Genomic DNA, 16,913 nt, shown 5'->3' on the forward strand with positions numbered 1-16,913 from the left:
GGGGCCGTCACGCGCCGCCGTGCGCGGCGAACAGCGCGCGCAGCAGCGCCATCAGCCCGCTGTCGGGGCTCAGCAGCGCGTGCAGCGACGCGTATACCACCGGCAGGAACAGCACCATCATCAGCACCGCGAGCGCGCTCTTCAGCGGCTGCGCGAACACGAAGACGTTCAGCTGCGGCACCGCGCGCCCGACGAGGCCGATGCCGAGCTCGACCAGCACCAGCACGATGATCACCGGCGCGGCGAGCTTCACCATCCATTCGAAGATCGTGTCGGTCTGCCGCACGACGAAGGTCTGCAGCATCGACGAGAAGTCGGGGCCGAGCGAGCCGATCGGCCACCACGCGTACGACTGTGCGAACAGCTGCACGAGCACCTGCAGGCCGCCCGCGGTGACGAACAGCGCGATCGCGACGAAATTCAGGAACCCTGACGTCGGGCCGCCCTCGTGCCCGCCCATCGGATCGAAGAACGCGGCGCTGCCGCTGCCGGTCTGGAAATCGATCAGGTAGCCGACGCCCTGGATCGCGAACAGCACCGCGCTGAACGCGCCCGCGAGCAGCATGCCGATCACCGCCTCCTTCGCGACGAGCAGGCACCACATCAGGAACGGCAGCGCGGCGACCTGTGCCGGGTCGATCACCGGCGCGACGAACGCGGCGATCACGACCGCGATGCCGTTGCGCACGAGGCCCGTGACGATCTGCTCGTTGAACACCGGCACGACGAACATGATCGGCAGCAGGCGCGGCATCACGTAGAGCAGCGGACGCAGCGTGCCGGCGATGTCGTTGAAGTTCGCGGCGTGGTCTAGCATCGGCGCTCCGCGGCGGCGGGCGGCGCCGGATCGGCGATGGTGGCGGCCGGGACAGTTGCGCCGCCCGGCGCGGCGTTGCCGGCCGCCGCGCGCGTGTTTGCCGTGTTTGCCGTGTTTGCCGTGTTTGCCGTGTTTGCCGTGTTTGCCGTGTTTGCCGTGTTTGCCGTGTCCGTCGCGTCCATCGCGTCTGCCCCCGCCGGTCGCGACACCATTTCCGCATCGAACGCGGCCGCAATGTCATGCTGCCCCGATGCATGCCCCTGCGCGTCGCCCGCCCACACGCCGGCCGTCGCGAAGCGCCGCACCGCATGCGCATCCGCGACTTCGTCGGCGTCGCGCTCGACCCGCGCGGCGCGCGCCTGCAGGGCCTTCTCGCCGGCCTTGTCGAGCTTGTCCTCGGCGGCCTTCGCCTTGCGCGCGGCGCGCTGCAGGTCGGCGAGCGTGGCCTCGTGACCGCGGTGCAGGTGCGCGGCCTCGCTGACCGACGCGTGCGCGACACCGATATGGCGGTCGAACGTGCGCGTATCGGCCGCCGCGTTCTGCAACGCGCGCGCCTCGCGCACGTCATCGGCGAGGCGCGTCTGGATCGCGGCCTTCGCCGCGACCTGCTGCGCAAGCTGCGCGTGCGCGGCGTCGAGCGCGCGCCGGCTCTGCGCGGCGATGCCCTGCTGGCGCGCGGCCGCCACGCGCGCGATCTGGCTGCGCATCTCGCGCACGCGCTTCAGGCGGGCGAGCGTCGCGAGCACGAGACGGTCGTCGGCTTCAGACATGGTCGTTCGCGAGTTTCGTCAGCTTCGCGAGCAGCGCGTCGAAACGCACGTCCTCGTGCGACGCCTGCGCGCAGAACGCGCCGATCGCATCGCGCGCACGCAGCGCGAGATCGCCGAGCCGGTCGCTGCCTTCGCGGTACTCGCCGATCTGCACGAGCAGCTCGATTTCCTGGTACTTCGCGATCAGCTCGCGCACGCGCGCGGCCGCTTGCTGATGCGCGCGGCTCGCGACGAGCGGCATCACGCGCGACAGGCTCGCGAGCACGTCGATCGCCGGATAGCGGTTCGCGAGCGCGATCTTGCGCGACAGCACGATGTGACCGTCGAGGATCGAGCGCACTTCCTCGGCGATCGGATCGGATTCCTCATCGCCTTCAACTAGCACCGTGTACAGCGCGGTGATCGAGCCGGTCGCGCCCTGCCCCGCGCGTTCGAGCAGGCGCGGCAGCACGGCGAACGTCGAGGGCGGGAAGCTGCGCCGCGTCGGCGGCTCGCCGCTCGCGAGGCCGACCTCGCGCTGCGCGCGAGCGAAACGCGTCAGCGAATCGACCAGCAGCAGCACGCGCTTGCCCGCATCGCGGAAGTGCTCGGCGATCGCGGTCGCGACCAGCGCGGATTTCACGCGCTCCATCGCCGGACGATCGGACGTCGACACGACGACGATCGAGCGCGCGCGCACCTCGGGCGACAGGCTGTGCTCGATGAACTCGCGCACTTCGCGGCCGCGTTCGCCGACCAGCGCGATCACGTTCACGTCGGCCTGCGCGCCGCGCGCGATCATCCCGAGCAGCGTGCTCTTGCCGACGCCGGACGGCGCGAAGATGCCGACGCGCTGGCCGATGCCGAGCGTCATCAGGCCGTCGATCACGCGCACGCCGGTCGGAAACGGCGTGTCGATCAGCTTGCGCGCGAGCGGGTTCGGCGGGTCCTGCTGCGTCGACACCCACGCGGCGCCCGTCACCGGCCCGCGATCGTCGAGCGGCCGGCCGAGCCCGTCGAGCACGCGGCCGAACAGCGCTTCGCCGACCGGAAACACATGCTCGCGCCCGGACGGCACGACGCTCGTCTCCGGCGACAGCCCGGCCACGTCGCCGAGCGGCGTAAGCAGCGTGGTCTGCCGCGAGAAGCCGACCACTTCGGCGAGCAGCGTCGGCTGGTTCGGCGTGCGCAGCTCGCAGATCTCGCCGAGCCGCGCGCGAATGCCCGTCGCATTGAGGATCTGCCCGACCGCGTGATTGACGCGGCCCTGCACCGACACCGGCGAGAAGAACGCGAGCCCCGCGTCGAGATCGCCGACGAGGCGACCGCGATCGAACGGCGCGGCATCGTCGTCGCTCTCGCGGCCGTTCGGTTGCGGATCGTCGAGCGGCGCGTTCATCGCGGCGAGCCCTTCAGCGCATCGCGGCGGATCGCCTGGCGCAGCGCGTCGATCTGCAGGTCGAGGCTCGCATCGATGCGCCCGGACGGCGTCTCGACCGTGCATGCGTGGCGTTCGAGCTGCGCATCCTCGACGATGCGGATCCGTTGCCGGTTCGACTGGCCGGCGAACGCGCGCTCGAGCGCGTCGCGCATCTCGTCCTCGCGGCCCGGCGCGACCCGCACGATCAGGAACGCCTCGTCGCGCACGAGCGGCGCGATCCGCGCGAGCGCGGCCTCGTACAGCTTCTGCGTGGCCATCTCGCCGACGATCGCGCGCACGGCCTTCACGACGATGTCGGCCATCGAATCCTTCATCGACTCCATCGTGCGCGCGGCGGCCAACGCCTGCGTATAAGCCTGCGCCGCATGCTCGCGCTGCGCGCGGCGCATCCCTTCGTCGTAGCCGGCCGCCTGGCGCCGGTCGAATTCGCGCTGCGCATCGGCGACGATGCGCGCGGCCTCGTCGCGCGCGGTCGCGATCACCGCGGACGCGTCGAGCAGCGCCGCGTATTCGCGCTCCTTGAGCACCTTGCGCTCCGACAGCAGCTGCAGGTTGTCGCTCGTGATCAGAAAAGCCAGTCCCATGACGCAAGCCTCTCGGGAATCAGAAACAGGAACAGCAATTCGCCGAACTGGTCGCGCTGCGCGCGGTTCAGCCAGTACGGCGCTTCGTCGTCGATCGCGCGGTTGAATTTCAGGCGCGCGCGCCGCGCGACCGCATCGCCCGCCACGCCGATGAAATCCGCGAGCAGCCGCCCGCCGCGCGCACGGATCACCACCGGCAGCGCGGCCGGATCGGCGCGCCACGGCTCGAGCGTGTCCGCGAGCGCACCGAATTCCGGCGCGCGCTCGAGCGCGAGCTCCAATGCATCGCCGCCGAGCTTCGCCGCGACTTCCCCGCGAATGCGGCGCACGGCCAGCGCATCGCGCAGCCAGCCGCGATGCAGCAGCAGGCCCGCATACGATGCGAGCTGTTCGAGCGCCGCGCCGGGCAGCAGCGCAAGCCGCGCGCACGGATTCGCGAGGTCGAAGTCGTGATGTTCGGCCACGCCGTTCGCATCGAGCAGATGGCGCGCAAGCAGCTTGCGACCGGCCGGGCCGAACGCGTCGGGCGAGCGGTAACGCGCGGGCCAGTCGGCCGGCACACGCGTCACGTGCAGATAACGGTCGGGCCGCAGGTTGAATTCGCAGACGAGCGCATGAAACGCCGCGCGCCGCGCAGCGGGCGGCGCCGCGAGAGATTGCAGCCACGGCAGCGACACGGCGTCGGGCGCAACGCCCGGCGGCAGCACATGCGGCTCGTTCATGCGCCGTCGCGCGCGCCGTCCGGCGTGCGCAGGCTGCCGCCCGACTGCGCGGACGCGCCGCCAGCACCGTTGCCGCCGCGCGGTGCGCCGCCGACCAGCCCGGCCAGCCGCGCGCCGAACATCCCGCGCCGCGCGGCCGACAGCGCGATCACCGCGCAGGTCAGCAGGATCAGCGCGAACACCAGCCAGCCGAGCGGCGAGCGCAGCCGCAGGATGTCCGACACCGCGCTGCCGATCCCGTCCACGCGCGCCGTGCGCGCGGCGGCCGGCTGCAGGAACAGCGACACGTTGTCGTACTGCAGCCCTTCGATGCTGTGCGCGACGAGATCCTTGACCATCGGCGCCATCGCGCGCAGGTCCACGCCGGGCCGGTAGCGGATGTACACGGCCGCCGACGACGGCTTGATCTTGTCCGCAAGCGGATCGTTCTCCGGAATCACGACCTGCACGCGCGCGACCACCACGCCCTCGATGTCCTGCAGCGTGCGCGACAGGTCCTGCGACACGCCATACAGGTAGCGCACGCGCTCCTCGGCCGGCGTCGACACGAGCCCCTGCTTCTGGAACAGCTCGCCGAGGCTCGCGTAGCTCGGCTTCGGCAGCCCGTTCGCCTGCAGCACGGTGAGCGCCGACTGCATGTCGCCGTCCGCGACGCTCACCTGCCATGCGTTGCGATCCGACGCGTCGCGCGCGTCGTTGTCCTTCGCCGCGCTGATCCCTGCGTCGCCGAGCACGGCAACCATCTGGTTCGCATCGCGCTCCGACAGGCCGGAGTAAAGCTCCTTCTGGCAGCCCGCCAGCAGCGCGAGCAGTCCCGCGAGCAGCGCACGCGCCGCCCGGCTGCGCCACGCATGCAGGCGCGGCGTCGAATCGATCGTCGTCATCGTTTGTCCGCTTCAGGGCGCGCGGCCGGTTCAGGCGCACGCACCGGCTTTCGCTACTCCTGGGTCTTCAGCACCGTGTGCGTGAAGCCGTTCGCCGCCTGCGCGACCGACAGGCTCAACTGGTATTCCGAAATCGTGGTGGTCGCCGTCCACTGGAAATCCATCGCCTTCACCATCGTCATCAGCGGATCGCTGCGGTTGTCCGCCATCGACGTCAGCATTTCGGTGCGATGCTTGTCGATGTTCGCGTACCGCGTGTCGAGATCGTTGCCGTAGGTGCGCAACCGCTCGACGAGCGACGAATGGTTCGCCTGCGCGGGTGTCGCGGGCGTCATCTGCACGGCCGGCGCCGCATCGGCCGGCGCGCGCGACATCGCGACGCCCGACGCCGACGGCGACGTCGCGGCCGGCGCGGCACCCGGCTGCATCAACGCATCGAACTGGCGCACCTGCGCCGGATCGGACGCCGTGCCCGCCTGCTGCACGGCACCCGCGAGCGCGGCCGCGCCCGGGGGTGCCGCGCCTACGCCTGTTACCGACATGATCGTGTCCTCCTTGACCGGCAGCGCCGGGAACGGGCCGGCCGCCACGCGCATACGCCCCGCCGGGCGCCCGTCACGGGCGGCCCCGGCATCCGGCGTCGCGCGGCACGGCCGGCGACCGGCGTCATGCGCGGCCGGCGGAACTCAGGTGTTGCGCAACCTGGGCGTTCGCCGTCCCTTCCTGCGCGGTCACTGCGTTGCTGGTTTCGAACGTCGCGGTCGACTGCTGGACCTGGAAGTTGATCTTCGTCAGTTCGAGCTGCGTCTTGGTCAGGTCGTCCGCCTGCTGCTGGACCTGTTGCGTGTTGTTGGCACCAGTCGGGGGGGTACTCATGTTTCGCTCCTTTGCATGTACGTCATTGAACTGCTTCCCTGTTCCGGCGGCGGCCCCATGCCCCACCGGCGACGTGACGCGCCGCATGTGCGCGGCGTGTCGCGTAATGCGCGCACCGCGCGACGCGCGATGCGCAAGTCCTGTCGCGGCGCTAACGCGCCGCCGCCTTCGATGCGCCGGCCGCGGCAACTGCCGGTGCGGCCGGTACCGCCGGCGCATCCGGCAACAACGCCGGTCCGGGCACCGGCTGTGCGACGCCGGCCGCCGCGCCGCTCGCGAGCGGCGGCACGGGCGGCGCCGATGCCCGCTCGGGCGCGCTCGCGGACGGACCGCCGAGCGGCATCGTGATGCGCTGGCCATTGCGTTCGAACACCACTTCGTCGGGGCCGATCGACACCACGGTCGGCCCTTCCTTCAGCCGCGCGCCTTCGAAATAGCGGCTGCCGTCGGCCGTCTCGATGTAGCGCTGGTCCCCGTCGCCCGCGAACACCGTCGTGATCTCCGGAATCCCCGCGACGCCGCCGAGCGTCGTCGCGGTGCGCGGCGTGGCCGCATCGGCGTCGCGCACGTGGTCGACCACCTCGAGCGCCGGGCGCGCGTCCTTCATGTAGTTGCGGATACGCGGCTCGATCTGCGCGCGCTCGGCCGCCCCCGTCAATTCGATCCGGCCGCGGCCGAGATAGGTGACTGTCAGCGCCGTGTCGCTGAAATACGTCTGCGCGGTCGCGACGAGATCGCTGACCACGTAGAGGTTGCCGAGCGCCGCGTTGTCGACGCCCGCGACGATCTGCGCGACGCGCTCGCGCGCGGCCGGATCGCTCACGTAACCCGACACGATCACGCCGTCGTCGCGCGGCGCGACGGCGAGCTCCGGATACGCGTGCAGCACCTGCTGCAGCCGGTGCGTGCGCGCGAGCACCGACTCGTGCTGCCACGGCAGGCGCCCCGACCATGCGACGAAGCCGTAACCGAGCGCGCCGAGCAGCACGCCGATCCACAGCGCGACCACCGCGATCACGAGCCGCCGGCTGCCGAGACGGCGCAGCCCCCCGGTGAGCCAGCCGAGCCACGCGGCCTCGCGCGCGGCGTCCGGCGCGTCGGCCTCGTCGGGCACCGCGACGCTCGCCTGCGCATGACGCGCGATGCCGAGCTTGATCGAGCCGACCGTCACGACATCCTGCGGCGTCATAGAGCGGCGGCCCGCGCCGAGCGGCGCGTCGTTGAACAGCACCGGCGCGCCGCCGTCGCCGCCGTGGTTCTGCACCGTCACCGCGAGCGCGCCGACCTGCAGGCATACCTGTTTCGCGCCGATCTCGCGATCGGGCAGGATCACTTCGCAGTCGGCCGCGGTGCCGACCCAGTTCGCGCCGCGCGCGAGCGACATCGTGCGGCCGTACATCGGCCCGCTGAGGAAGCACAGGTTCCACGGCGACGCGAGCGCGGGCGCCCCGGCCGCGGCGCCCGCCGCGCCGCCGGACAATGCGCCGTCGCCGTGCGGGTCAATGATGGTCGTCGACATGGGTGGACGCTCCTGCGGTCGTCGCCACCGGCTGCGCCGCCGAATCCTTCGGCGGCGGCAGCGCGGGCGGGCCGAACTTGGTGCCGGGCAGCGGCGCGGGCGTGAGCGGCACCGCGATGTCGTTGTCCGGCGGGCGATACATCGACGTGCCGTTCGAACCGGCCGGCCCGTCCGCGCCCGGGTTCACCGGCGAGCCGTCCGGCGCGTACATCGACGCGGTCGTCACCACGCGCGGCGTCAGCAGGTAGAACCGCTCCATGTGGTTGCCCGACTTGTCGGTGTACTTGAACAGGTTGCCGATCAGCGGGATGTCCGACAGCCACGGCACGCCGCTCTTGTTCAGCCGCACCTCGTCGTCGTTGAAGCCCGCGATCAGCAGGCTCTTGCCTTCGTCGATCATCGTCTTGGTGACGATGTTGCGCTGCTGGATCACCGGCACGTTCGACACGGCCTGGCCCGGCACGATGTTGCCGTCCTGGATGTCGATCGACATCATCACGCTCTGCGGGTTGCCGGACACGGCGGCCGCGTTGCGGATCGCCTCGTCGACGATCATCGGCGTGACCTTGATGCTGGTGCCGGTCGTCACGCTGTACAGCGACGAATCCTGGTAGCCCTGCACCTGCACGTAGAACTGCGTGAGGTTCTCGAGAATGGCCTCGGTGTTGTCGAGCGCGAGCACCTTCGGCTTCGAGCGCAGCTGCGCCTGCCCCTTCTGCGCGAGCGCGTTCACGCGCGTGAGCAGGTAGTTGCGCAGCGAGCCCCCGATCGACGCGGTCAGCGCGATGCCGGTCGGCATGAAGGTGCCGGTCTGCCCCGTCTCCGACGCGCCGACGCCGAACGTCAGCGGCGGATTGCCGGCGCCGTTGTACTGCGTGTTGCCGTTCAGCGGATTCGCGCCGTTGCCGATCTGCACGTCGCCGTGCGTCGTGTGCAGGCGCCAGTCGATCCCGAGACTGTCCAGCGAATCCTCGTTGATGTCGATGATCGTCACGTTGATCTCGACGATGCGCGGCCGCTCGTCGAGCTGGTTGATCAGCGACTGGTAGCGGTACATGTTCTCCGGCAGGTCGCGCACGATCACCGCGTTGATCGCCGGATCGGCGACGATCTGCGGCAGCGTGTCGCCACCGCCGCCGTTCGAGAACGGCGAGACGCCGCCGGCAGCGCCGTCGGCACCGCCATAGCCGCCCTGGCGCGGGCCGCCGGCAATGTCCGGAAAGTCGAGCCGCGGCACCGCGATCGTCAGCCCCGAGCCGAGCTTCACCTGGCGCGCGGCCTGCCCGAGCGGTGTGCTCGACGGCAGTTCGCTCGTGCCGCCGCCCTTGCCGAACAGCCGGCGCAGGATCGTCGCGACGCCCGGCACCGTCACTTCCTTGCCCGAGCGGTTGATCGTGAAGTCGGACGCCCAGCCGTACCGGAGCCGGAACGCGCGGATGTCCGCATGCGCGCCGTTCGCCGACGGATCGCCGACCGAGCCGACCGCCTGCCGCACGAGCTCCACGTAACGACGCGGGCCGGCCACGTACACGCTGTTCGCGCGATCGTTGATCACGAGCGTGTAGCGCTTGTCGGGAATCTGCATCGCCTGCAGCGCGCGGCCGATCTCGCCGGCCGCGTTCGGCGGGATCGGGATCATCTGCGTCTGCGACTGGTCGGCCGGGTCGACGTACAGGAACGAGCCGTCGTAGTACCACGTGAGCCCGTAGGTCGAGCAGATCGTGTCGAGCGTCTGCTGCGGCGTGCCCGAGAAGCGGCCGCTGATCACGCCGTCGACCTTCGGGTCGACCACGGCCGTCACGCCCTGCGACGATGCGAGCTCGCGAATGAAGTCGCCGATCTTCTTGCCGTTCGCGACGATCGTGAACGGCTTGTTGCGCCAGCGCAGGTCCGCCGCGCGCGCCGGCTGCGCGACCGTCACGCACAGCGACGCCGCGAGCAGCGCGGTCGCGCACATGGCGAGCGCGGCCCGTTGCAGGCGGCGCGGTTGAAACCGGATCGGGGCGACGCGTCGACGCATCAAAACACTCCTGTGGAAGAAACGAACATGCGTTCCAGCGCCTGCTGCGCGAAGCGCAGCACCTCGCTGCCGAGCCAGCCCGACAGCAGCACGAGCGCGACCATCACGGCGATCAGCCGCACCGCGATGCCGAGGTTGGCGTCCTGCACCTGCGTGACGGCCTGCAGGATCGCGACGACGAGGCCGGTGACGGTGGCGATCAGCACGATCGGCAGCGACAGCAGCAGCACCAGCATCAGCGCCTGCCGGGTCAGGTCGAGGATCGTCGAGCTCGTCATTGCACGACTCCCGGCGCACGCACGCCGGCGCCCGCGCCGAGCGTGCCGTCGTCGGGCGGGTTCTTCACCCAGCCGACCGTATGCAGCTGCACGTCCTCCTCGACCTCCTGGTACGACAGCACCGCGAGTTCCGGCAGCACCGGCTGCAAAATCGTCTTCACGTAGCGGCGCGCGCCGAGCGCAACCATCACCGCGAGCCGCGCGGCGCCCGGCGGGTTGCCGTGACCGCCTGCGCCTGCCGGCTGCGCCGCCGTCGCGGCCTGCACGATCGCGCGCACCTGTTCGCCGATGTCCTGCTTGATCGCGCTCGACAGCGCGAGGAAATTGCCCTGCTTCGTGCGCATCACCGCGTTCTCGATCCGCTCCTGCAGGTTCTGCTCGAACAGCACGACGCGCAGCTGCCGCGTCGCGCCCGCATGGCGATCGGTGATCATCCGGCGCAGGTCGACGCGCACCAGCTCGACCAGCGCGATCACGTCGTCCGGCTCGTTCGGCGCCCACGTGATCAGGCTTTCGAAAATCACGCGCAGGTTGCGGATCGGCACCTGCTCGGCCAGCAGCCGGCGCAGCACCTCGGTCACGCGCTGCAGCGGTACGAGCCGCGTCAGTTCGCCGACGAGTTCCGGATGCTCGCGGCGCACCAGGTGCACGAGCGCCTGCGTTTCCTGGATGCCGAGCAGCTCGTCCGCATGCTGGCGCACGATCTGCTCGACGTGCGCGGCGAGCGCGCCTTCGCTCGTCAGCCACTTGCCGTCCGGCGCCGCGCCGTCGGGCTTGATCCACAGCGCGGTCGCGAACGGGCCGAACGCCTCGGCCGGCTGGCGCTCCGCGCGCTCCGGCAGCGGCGCGACGCCGTCCCACAGCAGCCAGCCCGGCTTCAGCGCGCCCTGCGCGGCGAGCACGTCCTGCAGATAGATCCGGTACGTGCCGGGCGCCGCCCCTTCGTCGTCGTTCAGCGTGATGCGCGGAAACACCGTGCCGATGTCCGCGTCGACGCGCGCCTTCGCGCTCGACAGCGCGGTCTGCAGCTGCGCGAGGTTCAGCGTCGTGCGCAGGTCGTCCGACAGCGACACCGCGATCAGCGACGTGACGCCTGCCGCATGCGACACCTTCGCGGGCTGGCCGTCGTCGGTCGCGCCGATGCGACCCGCGATATGAATCAGGTTGAAGCTCGGCGCGGTCGTCTTGCGCTTGAGCTGCGTGAAGGCGAACGCGCCGAGGCCGAGCGCGATCAGCGCGAACGACCATTTCGGAAAACCGGGCACGACGAGGAACCCGGCCAGCACCAGCGCCGCGATCAGCAGCGCGCGCGGATGCGCGCCGAGCTGCTCGCCCAGCTGTTCGCCGAGCTGGCGCTGCCGCGTGTCGCGCGTCGCGACGCGCGTCGTCACGATGCCCGCCGCGATTGACACCAGCAGCGACGGGATCTGCGACGCCATCCCGTCGCCGACCGTCAGGATCGCGTAGCGCTGCAGCGCCTCGCCGATATCCATCCCGTGCATCAGCGTGCCGACCGCGATGCCCGCGACGATGTTGATGAACGCGATCACGAGGCCCGCGATCGCATCGCCCTTCACGAATTTCATCGCGCCGTCCATCGCGCCGTGCATCTGCGATTCCTGTTCGAGCTTCTCGCGGCGCTCGCGCGCTTCGTCGGCGCTGATGATGCCCGCGCGCAGGTCCGCGTCGATGCTCATCTGCTTGCCCGGCATCGCGTCGAGCGAGAAGCGCGCACCGACTTCGGCGACCCGCTCCGAACCCTTCGCGATCACGATGAACTGCACGACGGCGATCACCAGGAACACCACGCCGCCCACCACGACGTTGTTGCCGACCACGAGCCGGCCGAACGCGTCGATCACGTGGCCCGCGTTCGCGTGCAGCAGGATCAGCTTGCACGACGCGATGTTCAGCGCGAGCCGGAACAGCGTGGTGAACAGCAGCAGCGCGGGAAACGACGAGAAGCTGACCGCCGACGGCACGTAGGTCGACACCGTCAGCAGCACGACGCTCGCGGCGAGGTTCAGCGAGATCATCCCGTCGAGCGCGGCTTGCGGCAGCGGCAGGATGAACAGCGCGACCACCGACACGATGAACGCGGCGAGAAACAGGTCGGCGCGCGGCGATGCCCCGAGACGTCGCCCGGACACGCTGCGGCCGGCGGAAAAGATCCGCTGCCAGTCGCGAGGGAGCGCCTTCGGTTCTGCCATCGTGCCGTCGTCCTGTCGTTGTCGCCGGCGGGCGCGGGCCGTCATGCCCCGCGTCGCGCGGACCGTTGAATGGGACGAGTGTAGCGACGCGCAACCGCGTAAAAAGGGATGCGCCTCGTAGCGTCGCAGCCGTTTTCCGGTGACGATCGGATCGGACTACGAAACCCGGCGGCGCCTGCGCGCGCGCATCGCCGGAACCGCTTCCATCGCGCGGCTGGCGCCGCGCGGGGAGACAGGGTCAGGACTCCAGACGGCGCGCGGCGAGATACGCGAGCTGCGCGCGGTTCTGCACGTTGAAGAGTTTTTCGAGCGAGCGGATATGGTGACCGACCTTGTGCAGCGACGTGCGCAGCGCGCTCGCGATCTCCTGGTCGGACAGCCCGTGCACGAGCCGGTCGAGCACCTGCTGCTGCTCGTCGCCGAGCGCGAAGCCGCGCATGCGCGCGATGCGCGCCTCGAGAAACGGCAGCGCGACGCGATGCACGGCAAGGCTCACCGACAGCGCGCCGCCGATCACGCGATCGTCGATCCATTCGGTGCCGTGGGTTTCCGACGTCACGTTCACGGCAACGCGCAGGTCGAGCCGCGGCGCCGACAGGCTGAAGATCACGCCGCTGTTCATTGCATGCGCGCGCAGATGGCCGGCCAGCGCGAGCACCTTGCGGTCGCCGCTGCCCTGCGCGGCCGACTCGATCTCGTCGAGCCGCCACGCGACCGGGAAGCCGCTGCTGCGCACCTGCGCGAAACGCGGGTCGCTCTCGTAGAGCATGCCCTCGATATACGGCTGCATGAACGTCGCGGGCGCGAGGTCGCGCAGCAGATGCGCGCACAGGATGCGCCGCCCGATCATCTCGTAGGCGCCGTAGCCGAGCGTGCTGAAACCGATTTGCCGCAATCGCGCATGGCATTGGGAGAAATCGACGGAAGCGAGGTCGGATTTACCGGGCGCGATTTGAATGCCGGTAAAAACGTCGCGCTCGATTGCATGAATTTCCTTCGAATAAGCGGCAGCGGCCGCGATATCGGCTTGCGAGAACCACTCGACGCGTGGCGCGTCGTCAGCATATGTCATGAGGAGCCCACCCTTTCCCAATATGTGAACCTGCCCCGTCACGATTTGGTCTTTTCTTTATGATTTTCTGGTCGACTCTATACCGGTGCGAATATGAACCTTTCGCCCGAATTAGTATTACGGCATATTACGCGCATACAGGCATTTTTGTACAATGCCCCCGCGTTTCGTCTGGATGACGATCGGCGCATATCATAAAGATGCTCGATCGCATCGTCGCGGGCACCGTGCACGACACGGCTGCCGCTGCGCGATGCGCGTCGATTCCGAGGGATGGCTCATGTCCGATATTGCATTGCAAGAAGAAGCGGTCGCCCCAACCTTGCCCCGTCCGCCGCGGCGGACGGTCGCCTGTGCCGACGCGTCGAGAGCGCGCCCGGTGCAGGTCGTCTGGTGCGACGACGTCAAGCGCGACGACATCGCGCAGCCGCACGCGCCGAAGCTCGGCGTCGCCGATACGCTCGCGCACGCGCAGAGCACCGCCGAACGCAACCGGATCGTCATCAGCCTGCTGCACCTGACGGGCTTCTCGACGTTCGCGTATTTCGCGCTCGAATTCTCGCGGGAGCGTGTCGAAAGTCTCTACCTGCACGAGGCGTTCACGCCGCCCACCTATCGCGGCGACTACGTCCGGCACAACCATCACGACATCGATCCGCGCACGCTCGACGCGCGCGTGTGCAACATGCCGATCGTGTGGGACCTGCAGCAGCTGCGCCGCGAACACCGCGCGCGCGACGGCGGCCCGTGCGTGAGCCCGGCCGCGCTCGACGGTTTCCTGCAGACGATGCAGGACGACGGCATGTGCAGCGGCATCATGTATTCGATGGCCGTGCCCGGCACGCGGCTGCACGCGTTCATGAGCTTCACCGCGCCGCGCCGCACGCGCGAATGGATCACGCCGGCGACGATCGAGCAGGCGCTGTCGATCGGGCTGTCGGTGCACAAGTTCGCGTCGCCGCAACTGATCGCGACGTCGCGCGAACGCGCCGTGAACGGGCTCACGCCGTTCGAGCAGGAACTGCTGCTGGGCATCGCGGAAGGCGCGTCGGACAAGGAGATCGGCCGGCGCCTCGACACCAGCGCGCACAATGTCGACTATCACCTGCGCAAGCTGCGCAAGCGCTTCGGCGTCGCGAACCGGATCCAGCTCACGTACCTGACGTCGAAGCTCGAGCTGATCTGACGCGCGCGCTCTGCCCGCGTAAACGCACATGCCGGCCTCGCGGGCCGGCATGTGCGCACACCAGGAGATGACGCCGAACGGCGTTACTTCAGCAGCGTCATCTGCACGACCTTGACGATCACGAGACCGACCGCGATCACCAGATAGCCGCGCAGCACGGCCATCCAGACGCGCGTCGCGACCGTCATGTTCTGCGGTTCGAGCGTGTCGAGCGGCGGCATGCGCCAGGTGGCGCGCAGCGCGCGATCGATGCCCGGCTCGACGACGCGCTTGTTGCGGCGGATCAGCACCGTCGCGAGATAGCCGGTGATCGCGAGCACGGTGCCGCCGACCAGCACGTCGATGATCGCTTCGCCGCTGATGTCCGGATACATCACCGACGCGGTCAGGATGATCGACAGCAGCACGAGCACCCAGATCACCGCGCCCGTGAAGATGTTGAGCTTCGTCGAGTTGACCCACGGGCCGAGCACCTGGCGATCGTTGCACAGCACGAGCAGGAACACCGTCGCGCTCGGCAGCAGCACGCCCGCGAGCGTCTGCACCGCTTCGGTCAGCAGGCCGAGCGGGCTGCCCGGGATCAGCACGAGCGCGGCAGCGGCAGCGACGATCCCGAAGTAGACGAGATAGAAGCCCTTCGCGTCGGACACGCCGCGATGCAGCGAATGACGGATCTTGAACACGTCGCCGATCGCGTACGCGGTCGACAGCGACACCGCCGCCGCGCCGATGATGCACGCGTCGAGCAGCGCGACCGCGAACAGCGTCGCGCTGGTGCGGCCCGCATACTTCTCGAGGCCGGCGATGATGCCGCCCGCGTCGCTGAAGTTGCCCGCTTCCGGATGTCCGCCGAACAGCGCCGCGCTGAAGCCGATCATCGCGACCGCGCCGATCAGCACGAACGCGATGCCGATCCACAGATCGACCTTCTCGTACTTCATGAAGCGCGGCGTGATGCGCTTGTCGATCACGTAGCTCTGCTGGAAGAACAGCTGCCACGGCGCGACCGTCGTGCCGACGATGCCGATCACGAGCAGCATCACGTCGGACAGCTTCGCGTGCGTGGGCCAGTTCGGCACGAAGAAGTCGCGCGACATCTGCGCCACCGGCGGGTGGATCGACACAAGCACGGGCACGAGCAGCAGGCTCAGCACGCACAGCACGATCGCGAACCGCTCGAAGCGCCTGAAGTCGCCGGTACTCACGGCCGCCATCGTCAGCGCGGCCGCCACGCACACGCCCGCGATCTTCGGGAGCCCGAAGAAAGCCAGCACGAACGTGATGCCGATGAACTCGGTGACGATCGTCAGCGCATTGAGCAGGAACAGGTCGATCACGCTGAACGCGCCCCAGAACTTGCCGAAGCGCTCGAAGATCAGGCGCGCATGGCCGACGCCCGTGACCGCGCCGAGGCGCAGCACCATTTCCTGGTTCACGTACAGCACCGGCACGAGCAGCAGCAGCGTCCACAGCAGCGTCGTCCCGTAGTTCTGGCCGGCCTGCGTATAGGTGCCGAAGGCGCCCGCGTCGTTGTCGCCGACCATCACGATGAGGCCGGGCCCGATGATCGCGAGCAGCGTGCGCAGGCGCGCCCACCACGTGCCGCGCGCGGCGGTGTCGTGATGCGCGATGGTGCCGAGTGCGCCGCGGATGTCGCCCAGGTGGGCTTCGTCGAGCACGGCACTGCGTTCGACGGCGATCGGTGGAGAGACGTTGGATGGCGTGGACATGATGAATTCCGTACGGCTGGTTTTTTTCGGTCAAGCGTGTGGTCTTGGAATACGCGCGCGTAACAGGCCCGGGGCCCGCGCGCGCATGCCGAGACGCGCTCGGTGTTTCAGTTCAGCGAAGCAGCGATTTCAACCGGTTGAACAACCGGGAAAACACCCGCGGACGGGCGTCGAGCATCGGCATCGCGTCGTAGTGCGGATGCGATCGCGTGACTTGCGGAAGATTCGACAGCAGAAGGCCGAAGTTCATGGTCTGGCTCCTGGCGGCAACGGCATGCATGCCGGCCGCGTGGTGGGTGCGGGGCCAGTCCGGGGCCTGAACGACGTGTCAGGCTAGTCGGCCGGCATGTCCCTGCGACCCGGGTTCAAAAGGGTCTGTTGGTGCAACGGGCATAAGGGACAACTGTCACTGTCGTTCATGGCGGCTCCTGTGCGGTGTTCCGGAGAACACGGTTGGCCGCCGCCCGGCGCGCGGGCCGCCATTCGGGTGCATGCGAAACGCATGCGCGAACGCGGCCGCGCGCCGGGCGGCGGCGAAACCGGATGGCGCGTGCGCAAACGCATCACGCTAACCGGCGCGAATCAGGGTGCACGAGGGGGTTACTGCGAAATACTGCTGCGCGCACCGTTTGCCTGTGGGACAAACGGCGGCTTCGATGAGGCGCGGACGTCGGTCGCTCAGGCGGAAACTTCGTTCGAAGATCGACTACTGCAGGCGTCCAAGGCGGCGGCCCCAAGAGTGAAGATGGCGGATTCTATGGACCGGCCGAAACGGAAGTCAACCCTTTGGAACAGGCTTGACGGAATATTTTTTCGGGTTCATGC

General features: G+C 69.3%; 16 protein-coding genes. 1 reads left to right on the forward strand and 15 read right to left on the reverse strand.

Features of this window, described 5'->3' with window-relative positions; all coding sequences use genetic code 11:
- Positions 1–7 precede the first annotated feature (7 nt).
- From sctT to DIE16_RS18425, 13 genes are all read right to left on the reverse strand, one after another.
- Positions 8–817, reverse strand: coding sequence for a type III secretion system export apparatus subunit SctT (gene sctT / locus DIE16_RS18365; protein WP_044847615.1), 810 nt, complete (start codon positions 815–817; stop codon positions 8–10).
- On the reverse strand, positions 811–1,587 hold the full coding sequence (locus DIE16_RS18370) for a hypothetical protein (protein ID WP_260434411.1): 777 nt from the start codon (positions 1,585–1,587) through the stop codon (positions 811–813). The genes sctT and DIE16_RS18370 overlap by 7 nt, the downstream gene beginning before the upstream one ends.
- Complete coding sequence (sctN, locus tag DIE16_RS18375) at positions 1,580–2,965, reverse strand: type III secretion system ATPase SctN (RefSeq protein WP_124893035.1); 1,386 nt, start codon at positions 2,963–2,965, stop codon at positions 1,580–1,582. The genes DIE16_RS18370 and sctN overlap by 8 nt, the downstream gene beginning before the upstream one ends.
- The gene (gene sctL, locus DIE16_RS18380) at positions 2,962–3,591 is read right to left on the reverse strand and encodes a type III secretion system stator protein SctL (protein ID WP_124522353.1); all 630 of its coding nucleotides are present in this window, start codon (positions 3,589–3,591) and stop codon (positions 2,962–2,964) included. Before sctL ends, sctN begins: the two co-directional genes overlap by 4 nt.
- A complete protein-coding gene (locus DIE16_RS18385) occupies positions 3,573–4,313 on the reverse strand; it encodes a SctK family type III secretion system sorting platform protein (RefSeq protein ID WP_124893037.1) in 741 nt (246 codons plus the stop codon). Before DIE16_RS18385 ends, sctL begins: the two co-directional genes overlap by 19 nt.
- Positions 4,310–5,197, reverse strand: a complete 888-nt coding sequence (gene sctJ, locus DIE16_RS18390; protein ID WP_124893039.1) for a type III secretion system inner membrane ring lipoprotein SctJ — start codon at positions 5,195–5,197, stop codon at positions 4,310–4,312. The genes DIE16_RS18385 and sctJ overlap by 4 nt, the downstream gene beginning before the upstream one ends.
- 53 nt (positions 5,198–5,250) lie before the next feature.
- Positions 5,251–5,739 (reverse strand): hypothetical protein, encoded by a 489-nt coding sequence (locus DIE16_RS18395; RefSeq protein WP_124893075.1) that lies wholly within the window; start codon positions 5,737–5,739, stop codon positions 5,251–5,253.
- Positions 5,740–5,863: 124 nt separating this feature from the next.
- A complete protein-coding gene (locus DIE16_RS18400; RefSeq protein WP_044847609.1) occupies positions 5,864–6,073 on the reverse strand; it encodes a hypothetical protein in 210 nt (69 codons plus the stop codon).
- Between the two features lie 151 nt (positions 6,074–6,224).
- On the reverse strand, positions 6,225–7,592 hold the full coding sequence (sctD, locus tag DIE16_RS18405; protein WP_124893041.1) for a type III secretion system inner membrane ring subunit SctD: 1,368 nt from the start codon (positions 7,590–7,592) through the stop codon (positions 6,225–6,227).
- A complete protein-coding gene (gene sctC / locus DIE16_RS18410; RefSeq protein ID WP_124893043.1) occupies positions 7,573–9,612 on the reverse strand; it encodes a type III secretion system outer membrane ring subunit SctC in 2,040 nt (679 codons plus the stop codon). Before sctC ends, sctD begins: the two co-directional genes overlap by 20 nt.
- On the reverse strand, positions 9,612–9,890 hold the full coding sequence (sctS, locus tag DIE16_RS18415; RefSeq protein WP_124485367.1) for a type III secretion system export apparatus subunit SctS: 279 nt from the start codon (positions 9,888–9,890) through the stop codon (positions 9,612–9,614). The genes sctC and sctS overlap by 1 nt, the downstream gene beginning before the upstream one ends.
- Complete coding sequence (gene sctV, locus DIE16_RS18420; RefSeq protein WP_124485366.1) at positions 9,887–12,100, reverse strand: type III secretion system export apparatus subunit SctV; 2,214 nt, start codon at positions 12,098–12,100, stop codon at positions 9,887–9,889. Before sctV ends, sctS begins: the two co-directional genes overlap by 4 nt.
- 238 nt (positions 12,101–12,338) lie before the next feature.
- Complete coding sequence (locus DIE16_RS18425; RefSeq protein ID WP_124893045.1) at positions 12,339–13,172, reverse strand: autoinducer binding domain-containing protein; 834 nt, start codon at positions 13,170–13,172, stop codon at positions 12,339–12,341.
- A 280-nt stretch (positions 13,173–13,452) separates the two neighbouring features.
- On the opposite strand from DIE16_RS18425, the gene DIE16_RS18430 reads away from it, so the two are divergent.
- The gene (locus tag DIE16_RS18430; RefSeq protein ID WP_124523028.1) at positions 13,453–14,358 is read left to right on the forward strand and encodes a LuxR family transcriptional regulator; all 906 of its coding nucleotides are present in this window, start codon (positions 13,453–13,455) and stop codon (positions 14,356–14,358) included.
- An 83-nt stretch (positions 14,359–14,441) separates the two neighbouring features.
- Here DIE16_RS18430 and DIE16_RS18435 read toward each other — a convergent pair whose 3' ends face one another.
- Together DIE16_RS18435 and DIE16_RS36615 are read right to left on the reverse strand one after the other, a co-directional pair.
- Positions 14,442–16,088: an Nramp family divalent metal transporter gene (locus DIE16_RS18435; RefSeq protein WP_124893047.1), complete on the reverse strand. Its 1,647-nt coding sequence runs from the start codon at positions 16,086–16,088 to the stop codon at positions 14,442–14,444.
- A 112-nt stretch (positions 16,089–16,200) separates the two neighbouring features.
- The gene (locus DIE16_RS36615; RefSeq protein ID WP_185500299.1) at positions 16,201–16,338 is read right to left on the reverse strand and encodes a hypothetical protein; all 138 of its coding nucleotides are present in this window, start codon (positions 16,336–16,338) and stop codon (positions 16,201–16,203) included.
- Positions 16,339–16,913: the final 575 nt, after the last annotated feature.

This window comes from Burkholderia sp. Bp9090 (assembly GCF_003857985.1).
In the GTDB taxonomy this organism is placed as follows: Bacteria; Pseudomonadota; Gammaproteobacteria; order Burkholderiales; family Burkholderiaceae; genus Burkholderia.

What these genes read in the sequence shown, in the direction of transcription:
- sctL (WP_124522353.1), bottom strand. Translation starts at nt 3,591, where the DNA reads ATGGGACTGGCTTTTCTGATCACGAGCGACAACCTGCAGCTGCTGTCG.
- DIE16_RS18435 (WP_124893047.1), bottom strand. Translation starts at nt 16,088, where the DNA reads ATGTCCACGCCATCCAACGTCTCTCCACCGATCGCCGTCGAACGCAGT.
- sctT (WP_044847615.1), bottom strand. Translation starts at nt 817, where the DNA reads ATGCTAGACCACGCCGCGAACTTCAACGACATCGCCGGCACGCTGCGT.
- sctD (WP_124893041.1), bottom strand. Translation starts at nt 7,592, where the DNA reads ATGTCGACGACCATCATTGACCCGCACGGCGACGGCGCATTGTCCGGC.
- DIE16_RS18395 (WP_124893075.1), bottom strand. Translation starts at nt 5,739, where the DNA reads ATGTCGGTAACAGGCGTAGGCGCGGCACCCCCGGGCGCGGCCGCGCTC.
- DIE16_RS36615 (WP_185500299.1), bottom strand. Translation starts at nt 16,338, where the DNA reads ATGAACTTCGGCCTTCTGCTGTCGAATCTTCCGCAAGTCACGCGATCG.
- sctN (WP_124893035.1), bottom strand. Translation starts at nt 2,965, where the DNA reads ATGAACGCGCCGCTCGACGATCCGCAACCGAACGGCCGCGAGAGCGAC.
- DIE16_RS18425 (WP_124893045.1), bottom strand. Translation starts at nt 13,172, where the DNA reads ATGACATATGCTGACGACGCGCCACGCGTCGAGTGGTTCTCGCAAGCC.
- DIE16_RS18385 (WP_124893037.1), bottom strand. Translation starts at nt 4,313, where the DNA reads ATGAACGAGCCGCATGTGCTGCCGCCGGGCGTTGCGCCCGACGCCGTG.
- sctS (WP_124485367.1), bottom strand. Translation starts at nt 9,890, where the DNA reads ATGACGAGCTCGACGATCCTCGACCTGACCCGGCAGGCGCTGATGCTG.
- sctV (WP_124485366.1), bottom strand. Translation starts at nt 12,100, where the DNA reads ATGGCAGAACCGAAGGCGCTCCCTCGCGACTGGCAGCGGATCTTTTCC.
- DIE16_RS18400 (WP_044847609.1), bottom strand. Translation starts at nt 6,073, where the DNA reads ATGAGTACCCCCCCGACTGGTGCCAACAACACGCAACAGGTCCAGCAG.
- DIE16_RS18430 (WP_124523028.1), top strand. Translation starts at nt 13,453, where the DNA reads ATGTCCGATATTGCATTGCAAGAAGAAGCGGTCGCCCCAACCTTGCCC.
- sctC (WP_124893043.1), bottom strand. Translation starts at nt 9,612, where the DNA reads ATGCGTCGACGCGTCGCCCCGATCCGGTTTCAACCGCGCCGCCTGCAA.
- DIE16_RS18370 (WP_260434411.1), bottom strand. Translation starts at nt 1,587, where the DNA reads ATGTCTGAAGCCGACGACCGTCTCGTGCTCGCGACGCTCGCCCGCCTG.
- sctJ (WP_124893039.1), bottom strand. Translation starts at nt 5,197, where the DNA reads ATGACGACGATCGATTCGACGCCGCGCCTGCATGCGTGGCGCAGCCGG.